This is a genomic window from Polyangium sp. 15x6 (genome assembly GCF_029960785.1).
GTDB lineage: Bacteria > Myxococcota_A > Polyangia > Polyangiales > Polyangiaceae > Polyangium.
Window position 1 is genome coordinate 37,910 of record NZ_JASBQE010000079.1, and the last position, 17,685, is coordinate 55,594.

At 69.2% G+C, this 17,685-nt stretch carries 18 protein-coding genes and 1 pseudogene; 5 read left to right on the plus strand and 14 right to left on the minus strand.

The window, feature by feature from the left end:
• Positions 1-17 precede the first annotated feature (17 nt).
• Positions 18-1,838: a long-chain fatty acid--CoA ligase gene (locus QHF83_RS38800; RefSeq protein ID WP_282423112.1), complete on the minus strand. Its 1,821-nt coding sequence runs from the start codon at positions 1,836-1,838 to the stop codon at positions 18-20.
• A 214-nt stretch (positions 1,839-2,052) separates the two neighbouring features.
• Here QHF83_RS38800 and miaB point away from each other — a divergent pair, with 214 nt between their 5' ends.
• From miaB to QHF83_RS38815, 3 genes are all read left to right on the plus strand, one after another.
• Positions 2,053-3,585, plus strand: a complete 1,533-nt coding sequence (gene miaB, locus QHF83_RS38805) for a tRNA (N6-isopentenyl adenosine(37)-C2)-methylthiotransferase MiaB (protein WP_282423113.1) — start codon at positions 2,053-2,055, stop codon at positions 3,583-3,585.
• Positions 3,586-3,589: 4 nt separating this feature from the next.
• Positions 3,590-4,144: a gamma carbonic anhydrase family protein gene (locus QHF83_RS38810; RefSeq protein WP_282423114.1), complete on the plus strand. Its 555-nt coding sequence runs from the start codon at positions 3,590-3,592 to the stop codon at positions 4,142-4,144.
• Between the two features lie 144 nt (positions 4,145-4,288).
• Positions 4,289-5,743 carry a VanW family protein gene (locus QHF83_RS38815; protein ID WP_282423115.1) on the plus strand — a complete coding sequence of 485 codons (1,455 nt, stop codon included), beginning with the start codon at positions 4,289-4,291 and terminating at the stop codon, positions 5,741-5,743.
• On the opposite strand, the gene QHF83_RS38820 is transcribed toward QHF83_RS38815, so the two are convergent.
• Complete coding sequence (locus tag QHF83_RS38820) at positions 5,676-6,494, minus strand: SUMF1/EgtB/PvdO family nonheme iron enzyme (RefSeq protein ID WP_282423116.1); 819 nt, start codon at positions 6,492-6,494, stop codon at positions 5,676-5,678. The genes QHF83_RS38815 and QHF83_RS38820 overlap by 68 nt on opposite strands.
• Positions 6,495-6,619: 125 nt before the next feature.
• Between QHF83_RS38820 and QHF83_RS38825 the strand changes: the two genes are divergently transcribed.
• On the plus strand, positions 6,620-7,237 hold the full coding sequence (locus QHF83_RS38825) for a hypothetical protein (protein ID WP_282423117.1): 618 nt from the start codon (positions 6,620-6,622) through the stop codon (positions 7,235-7,237).
• On the opposite strand, the gene QHF83_RS38830 is transcribed toward QHF83_RS38825, so the two are convergent.
• From QHF83_RS38830 to QHF83_RS38875, 10 genes are all read right to left on the minus strand, one after another.
• Complete coding sequence (locus QHF83_RS38830; protein WP_282423118.1) at positions 7,231-8,217, minus strand: hypothetical protein; 987 nt, start codon at positions 8,215-8,217, stop codon at positions 7,231-7,233. The genes QHF83_RS38825 and QHF83_RS38830 overlap by 7 nt on opposite strands.
• Positions 8,218-8,223: 6 nt before the next feature.
• A complete protein-coding gene (locus tag QHF83_RS38835) occupies positions 8,224-8,502 on the minus strand; it encodes a PqqD family protein (RefSeq protein ID WP_282423119.1) in 279 nt (92 codons plus the stop codon).
• Complete coding sequence (locus QHF83_RS38840; protein ID WP_282423120.1) at positions 8,499-9,017, minus strand: lasso peptide biosynthesis B2 protein; 519 nt, start codon at positions 9,015-9,017, stop codon at positions 8,499-8,501. The genes QHF83_RS38835 and QHF83_RS38840 overlap by 4 nt, the downstream gene beginning before the upstream one ends.
• 20 nt (positions 9,018-9,037) lie before the next feature.
• Positions 9,038-10,093, minus strand: coding sequence for a radical SAM protein (locus QHF83_RS38845; protein ID WP_282423121.1), 1,056 nt, complete (start codon positions 10,091-10,093; stop codon positions 9,038-9,040).
• Between the two features lie 38 nt (positions 10,094-10,131).
• Positions 10,132-10,311, minus strand: coding sequence for a hypothetical protein (locus QHF83_RS38850; protein WP_282423122.1), 180 nt, complete (start codon positions 10,309-10,311; stop codon positions 10,132-10,134).
• A 130-nt stretch (positions 10,312-10,441) separates the two neighbouring features.
• Entirely contained in the window at positions 10,442-11,296 is an 855-nt protein-coding gene (locus QHF83_RS38855) for a class I SAM-dependent methyltransferase (protein WP_282423123.1), read from the minus strand.
• Positions 11,297-11,803: 507 nt separating this feature from the next.
• Positions 11,804-12,505, minus strand: coding sequence for a hypothetical protein (locus QHF83_RS38860; protein ID WP_282423124.1), 702 nt, complete (start codon positions 12,503-12,505; stop codon positions 11,804-11,806).
• Between the two features lie 192 nt (positions 12,506-12,697).
• Positions 12,698-14,284, minus strand: a complete 1,587-nt coding sequence (locus QHF83_RS38865; RefSeq protein ID WP_282423125.1) for a hypothetical protein — start codon at positions 14,282-14,284, stop codon at positions 12,698-12,700.
• 62 nt (positions 14,285-14,346) lie between these two features.
• Complete coding sequence (locus QHF83_RS38870) at positions 14,347-15,144, minus strand: hypothetical protein (RefSeq protein ID WP_282423126.1); 798 nt, start codon at positions 15,142-15,144, stop codon at positions 14,347-14,349.
• Between the two features lie 270 nt (positions 15,145-15,414).
• Complete coding sequence (locus QHF83_RS38875; protein WP_282423127.1) at positions 15,415-15,591, minus strand: hypothetical protein; 177 nt, start codon at positions 15,589-15,591, stop codon at positions 15,415-15,417.
• Between the two features lie 188 nt (positions 15,592-15,779).
• Here QHF83_RS38875 and QHF83_RS38880 point away from each other — a divergent pair, with 188 nt between their 5' ends.
• Positions 15,780-16,103, plus strand: a complete 324-nt coding sequence (locus QHF83_RS38880; RefSeq protein ID WP_282423128.1) for a four helix bundle protein — start codon at positions 15,780-15,782, stop codon at positions 16,101-16,103.
• Positions 16,104-16,165: 62 nt separating this feature from the next.
• Here QHF83_RS38880 and QHF83_RS38885 read toward each other — a convergent pair whose 3' ends face one another.
• The gene (locus QHF83_RS38885; protein ID WP_282423129.1) at positions 16,166-16,705 is read right to left on the minus strand and encodes an RNA polymerase sigma factor; all 540 of its coding nucleotides are present in this window, start codon (positions 16,703-16,705) and stop codon (positions 16,166-16,168) included.
• A gap of 556 nt (positions 16,706-17,261) precedes the next feature.
• Positions 17,262-17,685 (minus strand): annotated as a pseudogene (locus tag QHF83_RS38890) (hypothetical protein); the annotation flags it as partial.

Sequence of the window (17,685 nt, forward strand, 5' to 3'; positions counted from 1 at the left end):
GACGCCTGCGGGAGGTGTCACGCGGCCGTCGCCGCGTCCTGCCCCTTGGTCTTGCCCTCGGCGTAGAGGGCCTCGATCTGCTGGCCGTAGCGCTGCCACACCACGCGGCGCTTCACCTTGAGCGAGGGCGTGAGCAGGCCGTTCTGCGTGGTGAAGTCCTCGCTCGTGAGCGTGACCTTCTGGATCTTCTCGAAGCCCTTCCACTCGGCCGAGTACTTCTGGATCTCGTCCATGACGAGCTCCTTCACGCGCGCGCTCTCGCACATCGTGGCGTCGCTCTCGAACGAGAGGCCGTGCCCTTGCGCCCACGTCTTCACGGCCTCGACGTCGATGGCGACGAGCGCGACGTTGTAGAGGCGGTTGTCGCCGTAGACCATCGCGTTGAGGATGTACGGCGAGAGCTTGAGCTGCTCCTCGAGCGGCGCGGGCGAGACGTACTTGCCGTTCTCGAGCTTGTACTGCTCCTTGATGCGGCCCGTGATGTAGAGGTAGCCCTCGTCGTCGAGGTAGCCGAGGTCGCCCGTGCGGAAGCCGCGATCCTCGGTGAAGACCGCTTGGTTCTCCTCGTCGCGGTTGTGGTAGCCCTGCATGATGTTCGGCCCGTGGATCACGATCTCGCCGTGCTTCGGGTCGCCCGAGGCTTCCTTGTCGATGACGATCTTCACGTGCGGGATCGCCTTGCCGACGCTGCCGATGCGGTGCGAGCCGGGGCGGTTCGCGGTGGCGATCGGGCTCGTCTCCGTGAGGCCGTAGCCCTCGTAGACCGTGATGCCGAGCGCGTCGATGAACTCGGCGACCTCGCGCGAGAGGGCCGCGCCGCCGCTGAAGGCGTACTTCATGCGGCCGCCGAATTTGGCGCGGATCTTCGAGAAGACGAGCTTGTCGGCGAGCGCGAGCTGGATCTTCTCGCCGATCGAGAGCGAGCCCGCGCCCTCCTTGCGCTTCTTCGTGGCCGCGCGGATGCCGGCCTTGAAGAGGGCCTGGATGGGCTTCGGCTTGCCGGCCATCTGCTTGTTCACGCCGTCGTAGATGCGGTTGAAGATGCGCGGGACGCTGCAGAGCATCGTCGGGTGCACCTCGGCGAGGTTGCCGATGATCTTGTCGACGCCCTCGGCGAGGGCCATCGCGCCGCCGAGCGAGAGGAGCGCGTGGAGCTCGCAGGTGTGGCCGAACGAGTGCGCCCACGGCAGGAACGAGAGGCTCCGGTCGTCGGTGACGAGCGGCAAGATCTCGTGCACGGCGTTGATGTTCGAGGCGATGTTGCCGTGCGACAGGATCACGCCCTTGGGGTTGCCCGTCGTGCCCGAGGTGTAGATGAGACACGCCGTGTCGGCGGGCGTGGGCTTGATGGCCGGGACCGGGCTCTTCGCGCCGGCCTCGAGCAGCGCGGCGTAGGACGTGGCCTCGCTCTTCGGGCGGCCGAGGCCGATGATGTGCTTGAGCGAGGGCGCCTTCTCCGGGATCTCCTGGGCCTTCTGGTAGATCTCCTCGGTCGCGGCGATGAGCGCGACGGCCGAGCAGTCGTTGACGATGAAGGCCCACTCCTTGGGGAGCTGCGCCTCGTACATCGGCACGAGCGCCGCGCCGAGCCCGTAACACGCGTAGGCCGCGACGGCCCACTCGATGCGGTTGTTCGAGATGATGGCGACGTTGTCGCCGCGCTTCACCCCGAGCGACGCGAGGCCCGCGCGGAAGTCGTCGACGAGCTTGCCGACCTCGCCGTAGGTGGTCCACACCCACGCGCCGTCCTTCTTCACGCCGAACAGGTCCTTGTTCTTGAACTGCTGGACGGAGCGCTCGAACAGGTCCACGAGTGTCTCGAATTTCGCCGACGACATGTCCTCTCCTTGGTCGGTCCCTGATGTCCGTCTTGTCGGGCACGTCCGCCGTGCTCGCAAGGGCTCTCGCGCGGCTCGGACGACGGAAGAGCGCCTTTTCCCCGCGACGGCCGCCATCATCGCGGCTCCTCTCGTCCACTGCAACAGCCACGGAAGCAAGAAGCGCGTCCGCGCGCTGGCCGCCCCTCCGCCGTTTTGTTACATGAGCGGCGCCATGCCTCGCTACGCCATCACGACGTTCGGTTGCCAGATGAACGTCCACGACTCCGAGCGGATGCACGAGGTCCTCCGGCGCGCCGGTTATACGGAATCGGACGATCCGCGGGCCGCGGACGTGGTCGTGCTGAACACCTGCAGCGTCCGAGAGAAGGCCGAACAGAAGCTGCTCAGCGAGGTCGGCCGCCTCGCCAAGTGGAAACAGACGCATCCCGAGATGGTCCTCGTGGTGGCCGGGTGCGTGGCCCAGCAGGAGGGCGAGAAGCTGCTCACGCGCAGCAGCGGCATCGACCTCGTCCTCGGGCCCGACAACATCCCGGAGCTGCCGCGCCTGCTCGACGACATCGGCCTCGGCGCGCCGCCGCTCGTGCGGACGGTCTTCGACCTCGAAGCCCCGCGCTTCTTGACGGCGCTTTTCGACGATGGGGGCTCCGCTCCGACGAGCGGAGATGCGCCCCCGAGCCCCCCGGTGGCCGTGCGTGCGCCCACGGCATACGTGACCACGATGAAGGGCTGCAACGAGCGTTGCTCCTTCTGCATCGTCCCGTACACGCGGGGGCCCGAGCGGTACCGGCCGAGCGCGGAGATCATTGCGGAGATCGCGGGGCTCGTTTCGGCGGGGGTCCGCGAGGTGACCCTGCTCGGGCAGACGGTGAACAGCTATCGCGATCCGAGCAGCGAGCTTGCGCGCGCGCCCGGCGCCTCGCCCGACGATCCGGACGAGAGCGAGTTCGCCGCGCTCTTGCGCCGCATCGCGGCCGAGGTCCCCGGGCTCGCGCGGCTCCGGTACACGAGCCCGCACCCGCGGCACCTGACGCCCTCGCTCATCGAGGCGCACGCGGATCTTTCGGTCCTCGCCCGCCACGTGCACATGCCCGTGCAATCGGGGAGCGATCGCGTCTTGAAGCGCATGATCCGGCGCTACACGCGGGCCGAGTACGTCGCGCGGGTGGGTTCGCTCGTCGCGCGGCTGCCCGATCTGTCGCTCTCGACCGACATCATCGTCGGCTTCCCGGGCGAGACCGAGGACGACTTCGCCGCCACGCTCTCGCTCGTGCGGGAGGTGGGATTCCGCGGACTGTTTGGGTTCAAATATTCACAGCGGCCGTACACGCCGGCCCGCAAGCTCGCGGACGACGTGCCCGAGGCCGAGAAGAGCGAGCGGCTCGCGCGACTGTTCGAGGTGAGCGAGGAGCTGCTGGGCGCGCATCTGCAGGGGCTCGTGGGCAGCCGGCAGCGCGTGCTCGTGGAAGGCGCGGGCAAGGAGGGCACGAACGCCTGGTCGGGCCGCACCGAGCGCAACGAGATCGTGCACGTCGCCGGCGCCGAGGGGCTCGATCTGCGCGGAACGATCGTCGAGGTCGTGATCACGCGGGCGAACAAGCACTCGCTGCAGGCCGAGCTCTCGGAGGAGGCGCGCGCGGCGGCGAAGCCGCTCCCCGTGGTGCCCGCGGTGCCCGTGGACACGCCGAAGCCCCGCGCGGCGGGGGAGCGGCGCTCGCTCCCGATCGTGGTTGCGGGGGGAGGGTAGGCGCTTGGCGCTCGTACTTCCTTATGGGGAACACTCGCCGCGGCTCGGCCGGGGCGTCTTCCTCGCGCCGAACGCGACGCTCGTGGGCGATGTCGAGCTCGGCGACGAGGCGAGCGTGTGGTTCGGCGCCGTCCTGCGCGGCGACATCGGCCCGATCCGCATCGGCCCGCGCACGAACGTGCAGGACCTCGCTTGTTTGCACCTCACGGACGGCATCTCGAAGACGACGATCGGCGCGGACGTCACGATCGGCCACGGGGCGATCCTGCACGGGTGCACGGTCGAGGATGGCTGCCTCATCGGCATGGGCAGCATCGTCCTCGACAACGCGGTGATCGGCGCGGGCTCGGTCATCGCGGCCGGCGCGCTCGTGCCGCCGCGCATGGTGATCCCGCCGCGATCCATGGTGAAAGGCAGCCCCGCGAAGGTCGTCCGCGAGGTGACCGACGAGGAGGCGAAGCTCGGCATCGCCGGCGCCGTCCATTACGTGGTGAATGCGCAGAGGTACCGCGGGATCTGCGAGGAGACACAGGTCCTCGGGGGCGGAGAGCGCGAATAACGCGCCTCGCGGGCCCGAGCTGCCCGCGGAACGTCGCTCCCGGGCGCGGGCGTTCCTGGTCACGCCATGCGTGATCTTCCTCCATCGCTTGCCGATAAACTTCCAAAGACGGAAAGGTCTCCGCTACGATCGCGGCGATCTTCCGTGCGAAAGTCCTCTCTCCTCCTCGTCCTGGGCATCGGCACCTCGGTCGCCGCGGGGCTCGGGCTCGGCGCCTATCGGTACGGGCCACGTTCTCCGGTCGTCGAGGGCTTGTTCCTCGGCGAGCAACGCGTACCCGATGAAGGCTCGCCCGCCTCGTGGCTCGCCCGCCGTCAGCTCGACGCGCTCGGCTGGGAGGTGCGCTTCCATCACGACAGCGAGATCGTGGAGACCACGCTCGGCGCGGTGGGCGTCGAGATCGACGTGCAGGCCTCGCTCGATCGCGCGGGCGAGGTGGGGCATACGGGCTCGCTCGTCAGGCGCATGCGGGAGGCGCGCCTCGCGCGGCGGGGCCAGGTCTTCGTGCCGCTCTCCTTCTGGATCGACGAGGCGAAGGCGCGGCGGTTCCTCGAGTCGATCGCGTCGCGTTTCGCCGTCGCGCCCGTCGACGCGGTGCTCGACCTCGAGAACAAGCGCAGGATCGAGGACGTCCCCGGCCGCGAGCTCGACATCGACGCAACGCTTGCGGAGATGCGCGCGGCGAGCTTCGAGGACGGCGTCGTGATCCCGCTCGTCACGCGCCGCGTGCCTGCGAAGGTGACCGCGCTCGATCTCGCGCAGGTCGACGTGACGAAGGTCGTCTCCTCGTTCGAAACCTCGTTCTCGCTCTTCGGCTCGGGCGCGGGGCGCGCGGTCAACATCCGCAACGCCGCGCGCAAGATCGACGGCATCGTCTTGCCGCCGGGCGTGGGTTTTTCCTTCAACGATCGCGTCGGAGCGCGCACGCGGGAGAACGGTTTCACCTTGGCGCCCGAGATCCAGGGCGACGAACTCACGGACGGCATCGGCGGCGGCACCTGCCAGCTCTCCTCCACGCTGCACGGCGCGGCCGTCTATGGCGGGCTCGAGGTCCTGCATCGGCAGGGGCACTCGCGCGCCTCGAGCTACACGAAGCTCGGCCTCGACGCGACGGTGAGCTTTCCCATCGTCGACCTCAAGCTCAAGAATCCTTATCCGTTCCCCGTCATGATCCACGCGTATTTCCCGCAGCCGAACAAGGTGCGCGTGGAGGTCCTCGGCGGCGAGCCGGTCGCGAAGGTCGAGTATGGTTATGGCGTCGGGCAGTCGTACGATTTCGTCCGTCGCATCACGGTGAAATCGCACCTGCCGCCGGGGAAGCGCATTCATCGGCAGAAGGGCGTGCGTGGGTACGACGTCACCTCGACGTTGCGCATTTCGTACGTCGACGGCCGCGTCGAGGAGCGACGCTGGTTCAGCGGGTATCGCCCTTCGCCCGAGGTCTACTGGGTCGCGCCCGGGTACGACGAGGCGAATCTGCCGCCCTTGCCCGACCACGCGAAGGGCATCGAAGGTCGGCTCTCCGAGGACGCTACGGGGACGGCGACGGCGTCATTTCCGGTGGCGTCGCCGGCGCCGGCGCAGGCTCCGGCGCCGTGACGGGCTCCTCGGGATCCTTGCAGCAGCGGAAGCCGATCTCGTAATACCGAAACATCGGCCCGTGCGAATCGTTCGTCCCGCGGCAATGGGCCCAGGGTTTGGCCCAGAATCCCCCCTTGAGCGACGACCGATATTGCCACTCTTTGCGTGACGTCCGGACCCATTCCTCCACGTTGCCCACGAGATCCTTCACGCCGAAGCTCGACGCGCAGCGCGGGCGGGAGCCGCTCGGCTCGCCCTGGTAGAGGCGCCACGTCTCGACCTCGCGCACGCGCCGCTCGTCGGCGTTCAGCTTCCCCTCGTCGTACGGGATGAAATCCTTCGACGAGTTGCAGGCGTTCGGATCGAAGGTGTGGCCGTAGGGCCAGGGCGTGGTCTCGGGGCCCTCGCAGGCGAGCTCCCATTCGAATTCGGTGCAGAGGCGCTTGCCCACCGAGGCGCATTTCTTTTCGGCCTCGACGAACCGCATCATCACGTCCGGCCGCTTGCCCTCGCGGTTCGGCCACTCGTGCTCGTCCATGCACACGTGCACGGGCGTCGCGACCGGTTCGAGCGCCAGCATTCCCGGGAGGAACGAATAACAATGGCCCTTCTGCCGCGTCGTGCAGAGCCGCTGCACGTTCTCGTAATGGATGCCCGAAACGAGCCGCGTGCCCGAGGGACAAACGGCGGCGGGCGGCGCGGCCTGTGACGTGGCAGGCGCGGCTTGCGGCGCGGCGAAGAGCTGGGCGAGGAGCGTCGGAAGGAGCACCGATGCGGGGCATCCTAGCGCAGAAACGGGCCCTGCGTGGCAACGCTCGGACGTGACGAACCCCCGGGCGGGGCATGACCTCCGTCCACTCGCGGGGCTCGTCCGTCCGGGCTAGGATGCGCGCCATGCGACGGACGATGGTTGGCTTCCTGGGGATCGTGGCGCTCGCGTTCGCCGGACTCGGGGCGTGCGGCGGCAAGGTGGTGATCGACGCCGACGGCAGCGGCGGCGCGGGCAGTAGCAGTACCGGGACGAACACGGGCGGGATGGGGGGCGGTAGCCCGCAGAGCCTTTGCGAAGCCGCGTGCGCGAAGTTGAGCACGGTCCCGGCGTGCGAGATGCAGGAGGACTGCGTCGAGGATTGCCTCTCGTCGTTCGAGCAAGCCGGCCCCTGCAAGAAGGAGTTCATCGCCGCGACCGAGTGCATCCTCGAGAACGCGGGTGCCTCCGGCGAGTGCGTCAGCTCGATCTGCGACCCGCTCGTCGGGGCGTTCGAGACCTGCCTGAATCCGTTCGGGAGCTGTCAAAGCTCGGTTTGCTCGCAGGGCGAGGACGGGTCGTGCAACTGCGAGGGCACGTGCAACGGCGACGCCGTGGCCACGGAGTGTTTCCCGCAGCCGGGCACGACGCAGGTCTGCGTTTGCTCCATCGACGGGATTCAGGTCGGCAAGTGCGAGGCCACGCTCGGCACCTTCGCCTGCGGCGTCACCGAGGGCTGCTGCGCGCAGTTTTTCCTTCAGTAGTCGAGGCCGTCGATCCCGCTCGGCAGGATCGAGGGGTCGGCGAGCAGATCACGGCCCATGCGCAGATCGTAGTGGCGCGCGCCGTTCGTGATGCGGGTGAGCAGGGCGAGGTGCTCGGTCTTTCCGGGGACGTCGTCGATCACGAGTCCGCCGCTCGACGCGATCAGGTTGCCGAGGGCCTCGGCCTTCGCGAGGGGCGCGAGCATGGTCGGTCGATCAGGCTCGATGGACGGGTGAAGCACGAGGGTCGGCGCGAGGCAGGTGGGTCGGGCTTGGCCTGGGAAGGCGCGCTTCGGGTCGACGTCGCGTTTGTCGCCATGGCTCTTCGTGGGGCCTGCGAAGGGCGCGAGGCGCGGGAAGGCCGAGAGCGCGGCCGGGCCGACGTGAAAGGGGCGCGGGAAGGCGCAGAGGCGCGGCCGCCCGAGGGGGTCGTCTTCGAGGAGGAGCGCGTCGTCGCCGAGGAAGTCGTAGCCGGCGGACGCGAGCGTGAGCGTGGTGGTCGTCTTGCCCGCGCCCGCGCCGCCGACGACGAGGACGGCCTCGCCGTGCGCGCGGTGGACGAGGGCCGCGGCGTGGAGGTGAAAGAGGCCACGCGCGCGGAGGGCGAGCGAGAGCGCGATCTCGAGCGAGCCGCGGGCCGAGCCGGGGACGAGCTCTTCGTCGGAGAGGAAGGCTTCGATGCGCGAGGCTCCCTCGGGGACGAGGATGCGGCTCTTGCGATCCCAGAGCAGGAAGGCCGGAGGCGCGCCCGCGGGCTCGCGGTAAGCCTGCACGATGCCGTGGAAAAACGAGGGGCGATATCCCTCGGCGGACGGATCCGCGTCGAGCGAAGCGCCTCCGCGGCGGAGGACGAGCTCGATGCGGCCGCGGCCGTCCGCCTGGCCGATGCCTTCGTCGAGGCCGAGCTCGCGCACGAGATCGGGCGCGCCGTCCTCGGTGGTCCAGGCGAGCGTCACGCCGTGCAGCGCCGCGGATTGCATGACGCGTCAGGCCGGCAGCACGAGGCCGTCTTCGAGCATCTCGCGCAGCACGCTGTCGACGTCGCGCGCGGCGGTCTCGCGATCGACGCGGAAGAGCGAGGTGATCCGCTCGGCGATCACGCCCGGATCGGCGATCGATTCGGCGAGGGATTTCCACACGATCACGGCGGCCGCGTTCAGCGTGAAATAGAACTTCGTGTCGAGGTGGAGCAGGACGCCCGTGCCGTCGTCGAGCTCGGTGAAGAGCACCTGGGGGTTCGGCCTGGGAAGGCGCGGCTCGGTCACGCGGCGGGCTCCTTGGGTGGACAGGGGTTCGGGGCGTAGCTCGGCTCGTCCGAGCGCAGCCCCGAGCGTGGACAGGGGTTCGGGGCGTAGCTCGGCTCGTCCGAGCGCAGCCCCGAGCGTGGACAGGGGTAGGCGTACGTCACGACGAGGTCAGAGGAAAGCTCTTCGCCATACGGCGCGCCGTCGAGCTCCACCCACGCGTGCCCCTCGATTTCCCCGGGCCGCGAGAGGCCCATGACGAAACGCGCGGCATGTCCGGCGCGGCGGAGCAGCGAGAAGCGCGCGAGCGAGCGGTAGAAGCAAGTGTCGGGCACGAAGCGCAAGCGATGGGTGATCGCGTCCGCGCGCGCGAGGGCCTCGTCGATGACGTCGAGCGGCGCGGGTTCGATCGCGCCCCGCGAGAGCGCGTCGAGCAGCGCGGGCAGGCTCGACTGCGCGACCCGCAAGGGGAGCGACAGGCGCAAGCCGAGCGCGGTCGCGGAGAGGCGGAGGTGCTGCGGCAACGGCGAAGGCATTTCGCGCTCCCCCGAGCCGCCTAGCGCACGATGGGCAAGGTGACCTTCTTCGCCCACGCGCCGCGCCATCGCTCCCGCTGCGCCGGAGGACCGCCCGTGCCCGCGTTCGTCCAGTGGGGTTTGTCGAAGTGCTTCATGCACCAGTTGCAGGGGAAGTGGTCCCACGCGCCGAGCGAGCCTTCGGCCATGGCGGCGAGCTTCGCGGCCTGGGCCTCGTGGATGATGCCGAGCAGGCGGCCGTGGGCTTCGAGCAGGCTCGTCGTGGCGAGGTCGCCGGCGACGTCGCGGGGCGGGCCCGCGCTCGGGACGCCGGCGTGCTGGCAGCAGAGGTTGAGCCGGCCCTCGACGTCGACATGGAGGGCCTCGCTTTTCATGGCCTCGCAGACGTGGAAGGCCTGCTCGCGGTAGAACCCCTCGGGCATCGTGACGGGCATGGTGAGCGCGGCGGCGAGGCGCTCGATGCGGTGCTGCGCGTCCTGCCAGGCGCGGGGCGGCAGGTACAGGGCCTCGTCGTGGTGCGTGCCGGTCGCCTGGAGCATGGAGAGCGAGGCGCGCGCCGCGCCGAGCTGCGCGGCCATGAGGCCAAACGCCTCGATCTGATGCACGTTGCGCGCGTGCAGCACCATCTGGAGCACGAACGGGATGCCGTGCGCGGTGCAGAGGGTGACGGCCTTCATGACGTCGCGGAAGCTGCCCGCGCCGCGGATCGCGTCGTGCGTCGCCTCGTCGGCGCCGTCGAGGCTGAGGTTCACGGCCGTCAGGCGCTCGCGCCGCGCAGGATCGTCGCGCACGAGCGAGAGGAGCTGCTCGAAGCGTCGGCCGTTCGTGACGATGTGCCACGTGCAGTCGTGCTCGACGATCGCGTCGAGGACACCTTCGAATTCGGGGTGGAGCGTGGGCTCGCCGCCCGTGAGCGCGACCTGGCGCGTGTGGTAGCGCCGCCGGGCCTCGGCGAGGACCTTGCGGATCGTGGCGAGCGAGAGATCCTTCGGCTTCTGTCCGGGATCACGCAGGCAGTGCTGGCAGTCGAGCTGGCAGCGATCCGTGAGGTGCAGGGCGATCCACGTGACGGCCATGGCGAATGGGAGCTCCGGGAAGGCGCGCGGCGGGCCGCTCAGCCCATGACGACCATGCCCGTGGCCGGGCCCATGGGCGTGAAGAGCGTCGCGCGGGCCACAGAGCGCTTCTTCGTGAGGCGCGGCGGCTCGTAGGGCTTGCGGGGGTCGTCGGCCTCTTCGCCCTCTGCCTGCGGAGGGGCTTCGAGCTCGGCGCTTCTGTCTTCGATGTCGGCCATGCGCGTCGTTCTCCTTCTACCGCCGCCGCAGAGGCGCGCGCCTCAGATGACGCTTCGGCCAGCGTACCACCCGGGTGCGGAGGCCACAACGACGGCCACCGGACTTCGTTGCGCGCGCGCAGCGGCGCATTCAGGCCACGCCCGTGAGCGGGGCGAGCAGCGCGTGCGGGTAGGGGCCTTCCTCGAAGAGGACGACCTCGTAGCCGGCTTCGAAGGCTGCGCGTGGGATCTCGTCGGGCGAGAGGTACGAGAAGAAACCGCCATCCGGGTAGAACTGATCGCCAGGCTCGCTGCGGCCGGGAGCGCCCATGGTGGTGAAGGCGCGGCGGAGCGCGTCGCGCAGGCGACCCTTGGTCTCGGTCTTTGCCTCGCTGTCGTGGCGGAGCTGGAAGCTCGTGAGCACGACGGCGCGTGGCGCGAGCGCGCGGACGGCGCGAAGGAGGCCGAGCCGCGCCGAGGCGGGCAGGACGTGCGAGAGGCTGCCCCAGCCGAGGATCACGGCGTCGAAGGAGAGCGGATCGCCGAGCGAGGCGAGCGGGCCGCCGCGGCCCTCGGAGGCGGCGACGAGGTCGTCGTAGGAGCCGAGGAGGATCTCGGCGGAGCGGCCCCGGACGAGCGCGCGGGCGCCCTCGACGAAGTCCTCGCAGGGGTCGAAGGCCATCACTTCGTAGCCGCGATCGAGCAGCGCGACGACCTCGCGCCCGGCGCCGGCCGCGCCGACGAGCACGCGGCCGCGGCGGGGGAAGCTCGGCGCGTCGAGGACACGTTTTTCCCAGGTGAAGAGGCCGCTCTCGAAGCGATGGCCGCCGGGGAGGTAGGTCTTCTGGCGCGCGTAGAGCGCGGCGGTGAGGGCGGCGCGATCGGCCTCGGGGATCCAGGCGAGGAGCAGCTCGTCGCGCAGGCCTTCGCGCGCGGTGGCGATGCGAGTCGCGAGCCTGTCCGCCGCGAGCAGGGCACGAATCCAGGGAGGGATCCTGTACGTCACGGCGCGCATCCTAGCTGGTGGATGCGGCAGCGGAAGCGGAGGCGGAAGCGGAAGCGGCAGCGGCAGCGGAAGCGGCAGCGGCAGCGGAAGCGGAAGCGGAGGCGGGGACGGGGACGTTATGCTCGACACGACGAAGCATCGGCAGCCCCCTGGGTGAGCACGCGCCCTGAGAAGAGCGCGCCAGTCGCAATCCCGGTCGCGAGCGCGAAAAGCCTGATCCGCCACCGGACCCCTACACGGCGACGCCCGATATCCCCGCCCTCGCGAAGCGCCCCGGGCCCGCCGCGACGCATGCCGCCTCCCGATCGCGAGCCCCCCGCGCTCCTCGGCCAGCGGCGCGCCTCCCCCTCGAACCGCCCCCGCCGACCTTCCTCCGCCAAGGCCGCCCCGCCGCAAGGGCCCCGCCCCCCGAGCAAAGGAGCCCGCCGACCGACCCAAGGACCCCGCGCACCGGTTTCCGGACCCCGCGCACCGGTTTCCGGAGGGCCCCCCCGATCGCCCGGCAGCCTACCTACCCGTCGGAAGCGCCGCGCCCTCGGCCGCGGGCGTGACGGGCGCCGGTGGCGAGGGCGCCGCCGCGTCGTCGTCGTCGTCCTTCTGGGAGGCCCGCTCGACGCGCAACTTCTGAAAATCCTTGTCGTTTCGACCCACGGCATGCGCGAGGCTCCGGCGGAACGTCTGGAGCTCCTTGTCGAACACGACGGCCGTGGCGCGGCTCTCCTTCAGGAGCTTCTGGTACGTCGTGTCCGCGGCTTCCGCCTCCGACCATTCCTTGTTCGCCGCTTCGAGAGAAGGGATCAGCTCTTCGAGCGCGGTGACCTTGTAGTCGAGCGGCTTGCCGCCTGCCGTGGTCGATTCCTCCAATACCTCGGCGAGCCGGCCTCCGTCCTCGATCACGTCATCGGGCACGTCGGGCTTGTCGCCGAAGGTCGAAGCATCGAACTCCGGGACGTCGCGCACGAGCAGGGGCAACCAGCTCTGAATGCGCCGGAGCAGGGCGGCGACCGCCCCTTTGCCCTCGCTCATTTCACGTCGCCAGGTGTTTTCGTATTTCGCGGCGGCATCGTATGCAGCGATGAATGCGGTGGCCTTGCCGGGCAAGGTGGTTGCATACGCGGCAATGACGGGCGACTCGGAAGCCCTGCGCGCCTGCACGCGCTTGGCGCGGGTCGCGAGGCGGCGGAGCTTCCATGCGGGGGTGGTTGCCATCGAGAGGATCCTTTCCAGAAAGGTGCGGCTCGAAGGAAAACCGGAGCGGGCGGGAAAGGTCAAGGGGCTTTCACGGCGGGCGCCGCTTTCGCTGCCGCTTTGCGTCGAGGTAGGTTGATCGGTGGGAGCTTGCGCCTTCATTTGGGGAGACGATTCGCCGCCAGAAAGGCGGTTGGCACCCGTTGGCCGCGGCTAATCGGGGATCTCGGGCGAGCCGGGCCAGGTGATGCCCACCTTCTGAAGCATGCGCTGAGCGGCGAGCAGGAGCGAAGGGTCGGGCGGGGTGGGAAGGAGCATCTCGAGCTCGTCCGGTGTCAGCTCGGTGGGGCCAGCGAGGGCGCGGGTGGTCACCGCATCCACGAGCGCCTGGATGGGTGCGGCTTTCGTGAGGCCGAGGTCCGCCACGTACCCACCTTGAAACCACCGCCGAAGCCGCCCCCCTTTGAGGGAGTGCCACGCGCGCAGCCGGCCCGCGCCCTTCATGATGTAGGAGTCATAGAACGAGCCGCCGACCTGCTCACCGTGGAGCCAGAAGCCGACGCTCGCCAGCTTCTCTCCATGCGCTCCTACCTCGAGCAGGCCGACGGCCAGCTCGAGCGTGGGCAAAAGCTCGGCGGGGAGCTCCGCCACAGCCACGCGCACGTCGTCCGGGCCGCCCTTCACCGCGTCGATCGGGAGCTCGATGTGCTCGATCGGACCATACCCGAGCTCGTACGCGAGGCCGACGACGCCCGCCTCGCTCCATGCCATGACCTCGTAGCTCCCGCCTCCGTCGCCATTACGGAAGGCGCCCCGCCTGAGGTCGCCCGTCCAATGCGGGACGAAGGAGGCCGCGAAGGGGTGGCGATCGAGCGGGTCGAGCCGAGCGAGGATGTTTTCGACGTAGGCGCGCAGCGCGGCGCGCACGATGGTGTCTTGGTCGGCGCCGCGACGGGGGCGCACCGTCGTCGTCAAGGGCTCGGGCAAAAAGGGGTTGCGACGTCTTTGCCGCGGCAGCTCGGGGATCTCGGGCGAACCGGGCCAGGTGATGCCGACCTGCTGAAGCATGCGCTGGGCACCAACGAATTGTTTCGGGTCAGGTGGGGAGTGAAAGAGCATCTCGAACTCCTCGGCCGTGAACTCCGTGGGGCCTTTCAGCCTCCGATCGACCACCGCGTCGATGAGCGCGTGGATGGGGGCATCTTTGCGGTCGCACTCCGCCACGGCCGCCCTGGTGCTTGGATCACGAAGAAAAGAAGATGACGACCGGAGCCGACCGCCTTGGAGCAAGCCCCACCTGGCCAGCCCGCGGGCGCCCGGCGATGTCGGGTCACTGAACAGCGTGCCGCCGACGCGAGCACCGTACAGCCAGAAGCCCACGCCCGCATCCCTCTGCCCATGCTCGGGTCCCACTCCGAGCATGCCGGTGGCCATCACGAGCGCGGGCTCCAGCTCCTCAGGAAGGTCCGGCAACGCCCCGCGCACGTCGTCCGGGCCACCGGTCACCGCAGAGGCCGAAAGGCCGAGCTGCTCGATCGGACCCCACCCGAGTTCGTACGCGAGAGCGACGACGCTCGCCTCGGTCCACGCCACAACTTCGTAGTTTCCGCATCCGTCGCCGTTGTAGAAGGCGCCCCGCTCGAGGTCGCCCGTCCAACGCGGATCGGCGCAGGCCGGGAACGAAAGGCGTTTGAGCGCGCCGCTCCCGAAGATCGCCTCGAAGTAGGCGCGCAACGCGGCGCGCACGATGGCGTTTCGGTCGAAGACGAGGTTTCCGTACCGATGCTTCCGCTCGATCATCTTGCCCCCTTACGCCAGGTCGGTCTCTGCGTCACGGGCTCGCAGCATGCGTGCACCAGCCATCACGGCGCGTACGCCGCCGCGTTGTTGAGCCTCTTCACCTCCTCCTCCAGCGGGTCGTTGTTCGTGAAGAACCTGTTGAGCTTCGCCGAGATGACGGCCGCGTTCTGGTACGAATTCGTGCCCCAGGGGCAGCAGCGCTTGTCCTTCATGGGCACGACATGGTGCACCTGTGCGACCGTGTCCGCAAAAAAAGGCGACTTTTCTTCACTGTCTGGAGCTTCGAGGAAATCCGGCTCGGTGCATATCGCAGGCTCGCCCTTCTTACAAGGAAACTTGAAGCCCGCGAGATCGGAGCGAATCATGCCGCCGTTCTTCTTGCGGTTGACCGCGAGGACCCATTCCCTCTGCTCAAGGAAACCGCCGTCGGCGTTGACCATGCCGCTGTTGCGGTCGAACTTGTACCCCGGTGCGACATCTGCCGGATCGCTCAAGTCCCGATACGGACCGCTCACCTCCGTCGGCATGCCGTCGACCACGACGAGCGGCGTCTGCCGAGGCGCATCCTGGTAGTTGATGAAGATCTCGTTCGCGACATCCGAACCGACCTGGAGCCTGTAGTTCTCGGTGCCGGCGACGAGCTCGCACGCGTGATTCTTGTCATACGGCGCCGCTCCAAAGACCTCGGCGATCCTCTTGGCATCGTCGCAGGCTTTCCCCTTCACCTCCTTCTCCTGGTAGAAGCAGTCGAACGTAGGGAGCACGGACAGGTAGCAAGGCGAGCCAAACGCGGCGATGTACTTGTCCCGCAGCACGACGTCCATATGCGGATTCCCCAGGAGAGGGATCCTGTAACGCATGCACGGATCCTCGAGGGTGTCCGGGCATTCCTCCGGCGTCTCGGTCGATATGTCGGGTGGCTTCAGGTCCAAAGGGGGAAAGCGCCCGCTCGCCCCGTCGCACGCACCCATCATCCATACCGCACCAAAACCCAACACCAGCACACCCCGCATCGCCGAGCGGCGTGTCCCCATGGCTTGCATGGAGTATCGAATCGCACATTGATCGGCCGAGCAACAAGGGAAAACGAGGCAGGGAGCTCACGCTGCGCCCCGGAACCGAGCGTCCCATCACGGTGACCGGCGCGGCGGGATCCGGCGGGAGCCGCTGCCGCTTCCGCTGCCGCTGCCGCTGCCGCTTCCGCTGCTGCTGCCGCTGCTGCTGCCGCTGCCGCTGCCGCTTCCGCTGCCGCTGCCGCTTCCGCTTCCGCTTCCGCTGCCGCTGCCGCTTCCGGGGCGCGCATTCAAGGGCGCTCTCGTCCGGGGTCGGCCAGCATGCCCGCGGGCTCGGGTGGCGCAAGGCCAAGCCGTGCTCGCCGTACTCGCGCTTCGCGCTCCGTGCGGCTGCGCGCGGTGCGAGGCTTCGCCTCGCAGCCTTGCACCACCCTCCGCGCGCGGGCCCGGGGAATGGGCCCCGGTCGGGGCAGGAGGAAGCAATGGCTCTCAGAATCTACGGCGTCACGATCGAATTGCTGCGGCGGCTGCGGCCGGTCATCGAGAAGATCGGCAGGAAGGATGCGAACCTGGCGGATCAGCTACGGCGCGCCGCCACGAGCGTGCCGCTCAATCTGCACGAGGGCGCGTATTCGCAGGGGCGGAACGAAAGGGCGCGGTGGTACACGGCCATGGGATCCGCCGCCGAGGTGCGCGCGTGCTTGGATGTGGCGGAGGCGCTCGGGTACGTGGAACCGGTCGATGATGGGCTGCGCGATGCGCTCGACCATATCATCGCCACCTTGCACCGGCTGGCGCGGCGCTGATGCGTAAAGCGGGCCGTCCTTCGCCGGACGGCCCGCCACTTTCACGGGAGCGGAAGCAGATGTCACGCGGGCGCGAGCATCTCCAAACGCTTCCGAGCGAGACGCAGGCGACCCTCGACGGCCTTCGCCTTGATGTCGAGCGACGTTGCAATCTCGGTGATCGATTGCCCCTCCAGGAAGGGGATGACCGCAGCGCGCAGGCGGGGGCCAATCTTCTCCAGGAATCGCTTGAGCCGGAACATGCCGTACATCGCGTGCAGATGCATCTCCGGCGAGCTCCCGTCCTCCTGCTCAGGAAGCTCTTCCGCGCAGCCAACCAGCACCTCACGCTCGCATCGCACGAGCCGGCGGTGATTGCGCGCATGGTTGAGCCCGATCAGCGCGAGCCACGGGCGAGCCTGCTCCGGCGTGACCAGGCACGAGAGGCGACGCCATACCGTGATGAAGACCTCTTGCAGGACATCCTCCACGTCGCCGAGAGGGACGGCCTGGACAAGAAGAAGGCGGCGCAGGAAAGCGCGGTGTTCCAGGTAAAGGCGGCCGAGCAAGGCGTGCGATGCCGAGAAGTTTGCCGGCGGCGGATGGACGAGTAGCGTTGTCATAGCTCATGACTCCGTAGCTCCGGGGTTGTGGGTCAGACGCCGGTCGGTGTTGGCTGCACCGGCTGGCGTCGCTTGTTTTGTCCCACAAGGGAGGGCAAAACTCAACGGCAAAAGTGGAGATTGGTTCGTCGCAGGAGAACCCACGATCGGCCGTGAATGGCTCCAGGGACGTCGCAATGGGCGCGGCGATCCAGGCCGCGCAGGCGGGCCGCCCGGGGAAGGACGGCCCGCCTTGCGGGGGTCACGACGCGCGGCGGTAGACGAGGCGGCCCAGGGTGGCGATGACGTGGTCCATTCGGTCGAGCGTCCGCGCCGGCTCGGCAACGGAGCGTCTGGGTCAGGATTCCGGCCCCGACACGCGGCGAGTGCATGGACGAGACGTGCGACCAGTAGCGACTGAAGCATGGAGGGGCCACGCCCACGGCTCGAGCAAGCCATGGGCCATAGCCCTGATCGGGCCCCATGCTGGGAACGTTCCGAGGATGCCAAGCCGGCAAGGAAGTCATCGTCCGGGGCGGTCGCGCCGCGCGCGCCTGCGACCCGCGATATGGTTGCGCTACATGGGCTTCTCGCACATCCCCGCGACGCAGACGTACCCGAGGCAGGGCTGGCCGCAATCCGCATCGACCGTGCAGTTCGGCGGCAGGCCGCCGGCGGAGTGGCATTGGGTGTTGATGCAGACGCTGCCGCAGCCGCATTCCTCGTCGGTGTTGCACTGCTCCGGGATCGGGTCGAGCTGCAGACAGCAGCCGACGCCGATTCCCGCGTCGCACGGGTAGGTGTTGGCGTCGAGCCACGTGCCATTGGGGCAGGCGTTGGGCGCGACCCCGACGCAGAGGCCGCCGGCCTCCGTGCAGGCGTTGCCGCCGCCCGCGCCGCCGCTGCCGCCGAAGCCGCCTGCAGCGCCGCTGCCGCCGAAGCCGCCTGCAGCGCCGGCGCCGCCGAAGCCGCCAGCAGCGCCGCTGCCGCCGAAGCCGCCT

Excerpts from the sequence above, each read along its gene's own strand:
- QHF83_RS38860 (WP_282423124.1), bottom strand. The coding sequence starts at position 12,505 with ATGGCAACCACCCCCGCATGGAAGCTCCGCCGCCTCGCGACCCGCGCC.
- QHF83_RS38880 (WP_282423128.1), top strand. The coding sequence starts at position 15,780 with ATGGCTCTCAGAATCTACGGCGTCACGATCGAATTGCTGCGGCGGCTG.
- QHF83_RS38800 (WP_282423112.1), bottom strand. The coding sequence starts at position 1,838 with ATGTCGTCGGCGAAATTCGAGACACTCGTGGACCTGTTCGAGCGCTCC.
- QHF83_RS38870 (WP_282423126.1), bottom strand. The coding sequence starts at position 15,144 with ATGCGTTACAGGATCCCTCTCCTGGGGAATCCGCATATGGACGTCGTG.
- QHF83_RS38825 (WP_282423117.1), top strand. The coding sequence starts at position 6,620 with ATGCGACGGACGATGGTTGGCTTCCTGGGGATCGTGGCGCTCGCGTTC.
- QHF83_RS38845 (WP_282423121.1), bottom strand. The coding sequence starts at position 10,093 with ATGGCCGTCACGTGGATCGCCCTGCACCTCACGGATCGCTGCCAGCTC.
- QHF83_RS38830 (WP_282423118.1), bottom strand. The coding sequence starts at position 8,217 with ATGCAATCCGCGGCGCTGCACGGCGTGACGCTCGCCTGGACCACCGAG.
- QHF83_RS38840 (WP_282423120.1), bottom strand. The coding sequence starts at position 9,017 with ATGCCTTCGCCGTTGCCGCAGCACCTCCGCCTCTCCGCGACCGCGCTC.
- QHF83_RS38865 (WP_282423125.1), bottom strand. The coding sequence starts at position 14,284 with ATGATCGAGCGGAAGCATCGGTACGGAAACCTCGTCTTCGACCGAAAC.
- QHF83_RS38850 (WP_282423122.1), bottom strand. The coding sequence starts at position 10,311 with ATGGCCGACATCGAAGACAGAAGCGCCGAGCTCGAAGCCCCTCCGCAG.
- QHF83_RS38885 (WP_282423129.1), bottom strand. The coding sequence starts at position 16,705 with ATGACAACGCTACTCGTCCATCCGCCGCCGGCAAACTTCTCGGCATCG.
- miaB (WP_282423113.1), top strand. The coding sequence starts at position 2,053 with ATGCCTCGCTACGCCATCACGACGTTCGGTTGCCAGATGAACGTCCAC.